The organism is Mesorhizobium sp. M2A.F.Ca.ET.067.02.1.1, assembly GCF_004023285.1.
GTDB lineage: Bacteria > Pseudomonadota > Alphaproteobacteria > Rhizobiales > Rhizobiaceae > Mesorhizobium.
Window position 1 is genome coordinate 1 of sequence record NZ_RZSB01000748.1, and the last position, 2940, is coordinate 2940.

4 protein-coding genes are annotated in these 2940 nt (G+C 63.7%); 2 read left to right on the forward strand and 2 right to left on the reverse strand.

Going from position 1 to position 2940, the window contains the following annotated elements:
* Window positions 1–732 (reverse strand): gamma-glutamylcyclotransferase (locus tag EOA28_RS31150; RefSeq protein WP_127252184.1); only part of this gene is annotated, 732 nt, incomplete at its 3' end.
* Window positions 733–906: 174 nt separating this feature from the next.
* On the opposite strand from EOA28_RS31150, the gene EOA28_RS31155 reads away from it, so the two are divergent.
* Complete coding sequence (locus EOA28_RS31155) at window positions 907–1683, forward strand: VOC family protein (RefSeq protein ID WP_127252183.1); 777 nt, start codon at window positions 907–909, stop codon at window positions 1681–1683.
* A 305-nt stretch (window positions 1684–1988) separates the two neighbouring features.
* On the opposite strand, the gene EOA28_RS31160 is transcribed toward EOA28_RS31155, so the two are convergent.
* Window positions 1989–2477, reverse strand: coding sequence for a hypothetical protein (locus EOA28_RS31160; protein ID WP_127252182.1), 489 nt, complete (start codon window positions 2475–2477; stop codon window positions 1989–1991).
* Window positions 2478–2673: 196 nt separating this feature from the next.
* Between EOA28_RS31160 and EOA28_RS31165 the strand changes: the two genes are divergently transcribed.
* The coding region (locus EOA28_RS31165) for a DoxX family protein (RefSeq protein ID WP_148670965.1) at window positions 2674–2940 on the forward strand (267 nt) is incomplete at its 3' end.

Consider the following 2940-nt stretch of genomic DNA (forward strand, 5'->3'; position numbering starts at 1 on the left):
TGTTATAGCCGCCTCATTGATCTCTGCCGCGCCATGATTTGTGACCCTGTGGCCATGGATCGACCGGATCTCGTCCGCCACCAATTCCTGCAGCCGCCACAGATTGCGGTCATGGATGCCGAAGGTCTCGAGATGGCTGACGGTGTTGTAGAGATATTCAGCACCCGAGCCGACATGGCCGCACGCGCGCGCCAGCACCCAAGCCACCTTCTCCAGCGGCTGCCCGAGCGACGTCCCCCTGCCCGCCACGCCGACCCAGAAGCCCAGCGCCCGCACCCGACCTTGCGCCGTCCGCACCGGAACCCATCTGACGGAGGCGACGCTCTCGTGGTCGTCGATCTCGCGTCGCAGCAGCCTCTCGATCTGGGCCGGCTTTTCGCCATCCGGCAGGCGGTAGACGACGCCGTCGCAGCGCCCACCGCGTTCAAGCGCCATCATCAGCCCCGGCTGCTCAGCGCTGCCTCTCCAGCGCACGAGATCCAGGCAGAAGGAGCGATGCCAGCCATGCGCCGAGGCGCGCTGCTGCTCGACGGACTCGAAGGCCGGCTTCCAGATCAGCGAGCCATAGGCGAACACCCAAAGCGGTCCCTCATCGGCCTCGCCGGCGAGACGCGTGGCGAGCGCGCCGAAATCGTCGTCGCTGAGCTGCGTCCACTCCCCGCTCGGACCGGGATCGATCTCCTCGCGATGGCAAAGAGCCACAAGCTCGGGCGTGAGCGACATCTGGCGCATGGAAGGCAAACCCCTCTTTGCCGGCAGCAAAGTCGAAAAGAGTGGGCTATGCAAGATCAGGAGCGGGACGCCTTGCCGACCGGGATTTTCGGCCCATGTCGGATTTCTGTCGCCAGGATCGTCCTAGGATGGATCGAACTGCGATCGCTGCCTGAACCGGTGAGGAGACCGACCATGCCGAAATCCCCGCAACCTTTCTTCTGGTACGAACTGATGACCACCGACCTCGACGCCGCCGAGGCCTTCTACACCGCCGTTGTCGGCTGGAAGGCCGAGCCCTTCGACAACGCCCCCGGCATGCCCCGCTACATCGTGGTGAATTCCGCCGAGCGCGGCGTCGGCGGATTGATGACCATGCCGGAAGAACCCGCCAAGAGGGGCATGCCGCCAACCTGGCTGGGCTACATCTACACCAAGGATGTTGACGCCTCCACCCAGGCGCTCAAGGACGCCGGCGGCGCCGTGCACCGAGCGCCCGACGATATTCCGGGCGTCGGCCGGTTCGCGGTCGTCGCCGACCCGCAGGGTGCGGCCTTCATGTTCCTGCAGCCCAATCAGCCTGACCAGCCGCCGGTGCCGGCAACCACGCTCGGTCATGTCGGCTGGCATGAGCTCTACACGTCGGACTGGAAAGCCGCCTTCGATTTCTATTCTACCCAGTTCGGTTGGACGAGCGCCGGCGAGTTCGACATGGGCGAGATGGGCATCTACAAAACCTTCGGCGCCGGTCCGGAATCCGGCGGCGGCATGATGAACAAGCCGCCGCAGATCCCGGTCTCCGTCTGGCAGTTCTATTTCAACGTCGACGCCATCGACGCCGCCGCCAAGCGCGTCACCGACAATGGCGGCAAGGTCATCATGGGGCCGATGGACGTGCCGAGCGGCCAATGGATCATCCAATGCCAGGACCCGCAAGGCGCGCATTTCGCCCTGCTGGCACCGGTTCGGTAGAATTCTCTCTCCCTCGGAGCGGGCAATCGCATAAGGCGCTCCCCCTCTCCGTCCCGGCTTCGCCGAGCCACCTCTCCCCCATTTCATGGGGGCGAGGAACCCAAGCTTTCAAGACCGCGACATCCGCGGTTAGCGTTTCCTCGCCCCCATGAAATGGGGGAGAGGTGTCCGCGCAGCGGACGGAGAGGGGGCAGCGCTGCCGTCTGCGATTGCGCTTCCCTCTTGGGAGAGGTGCGATCAACCCTCCGCAATTGCTGCGAAGGACGGGCAAGACTTATCCGGCTGGCGCCGCTCTCTTAAATTAGTCACTCCGGCGTCAGCACCGCCAGCTTCAGATCGGCCTTCTTCGCGCCGCTGAGCTGGATGATCGCTGCGCCGCCGGCGAGCTTGAAGCGGATGCTCTTGCGGATGCCAGGGCAGGTCTTCACGCCGCTGAAGGCTGCCGATTTTACGGTCTTGCCATCCTGCACCACATCGATCCAGGCCTCGTCGGACAGGCTGAGCTGCAGCTCGCCATCAGGCGGCACCGTCACATTTGCTGTCGCGCCGAACGTGCCGGCTTTCGGTGCCCGCTCCGGCGGCACTTCGAAGCTGACGGTATCCACAGCCTCAAGCGAGAAATCCGCCGCTTGCCCGACCGTGAGGGTAGCGCCGGACTGCGCGGCGGGCGCCGCCGGAAACAGCGCCTGCTCGCGCTCGACCGGCCATTTGAAGGTCTCGCAGCCGGTATCGGCGGCCATGGCGAAGCTGGTGCCTGCAAGGATTGCGAAGAGGCCGATGATGACTTTTCTCATGATCAAGGAGACTCGCTTGGTTTGATTCATCACCCCTCTAGTACAACCATAGGGATATATATGCAACCATCGCGAGAAGAAATATGGGGACTCAAGCCATTACGGCTCACCGATTGTTGATGGTTGGCCAAGGGAAGTGAGTGGTCCACTGCCGGGCGATAATCTAAGGCCCGAGCGGGGGTAAATGGAGTTTCGGATGAAGCTTTTCGAAAGCCTTGCTCAGTTCCGCCCGCAAGCGCTGGGCGTGTTGCGCATCATGACCGCCTTGCAGTTCATCGAACATGGCTCGCAAAAACTGTTCAACTTCCCGGTAAGCGCCCAGCCGCACGCCCTCACCGGCCTGACGACGGCTGCAGGTATCCTCGAATTCGCCGGCGGCATCCTCTTGGCGCTCGGTCTCTTCACCCGCCCGGTGGCGTTCCTCCTGGCCGGCGAAATGGCCATCGCCTATTTCATGGCGCAC

Coding starts and splice junctions, on each gene's coding strand:
- EOA28_RS31155 (WP_127252183.1), top strand. CDS start 907: ATGCCGAAATCCCCGCAACCTTTCTTCTGGTACGAACTGATGACCACC.
- EOA28_RS31160 (WP_127252182.1), bottom strand. CDS start 2,477: ATGAGAAAAGTCATCATCGGCCTCTTCGCAATCCTTGCAGGCACCAGC.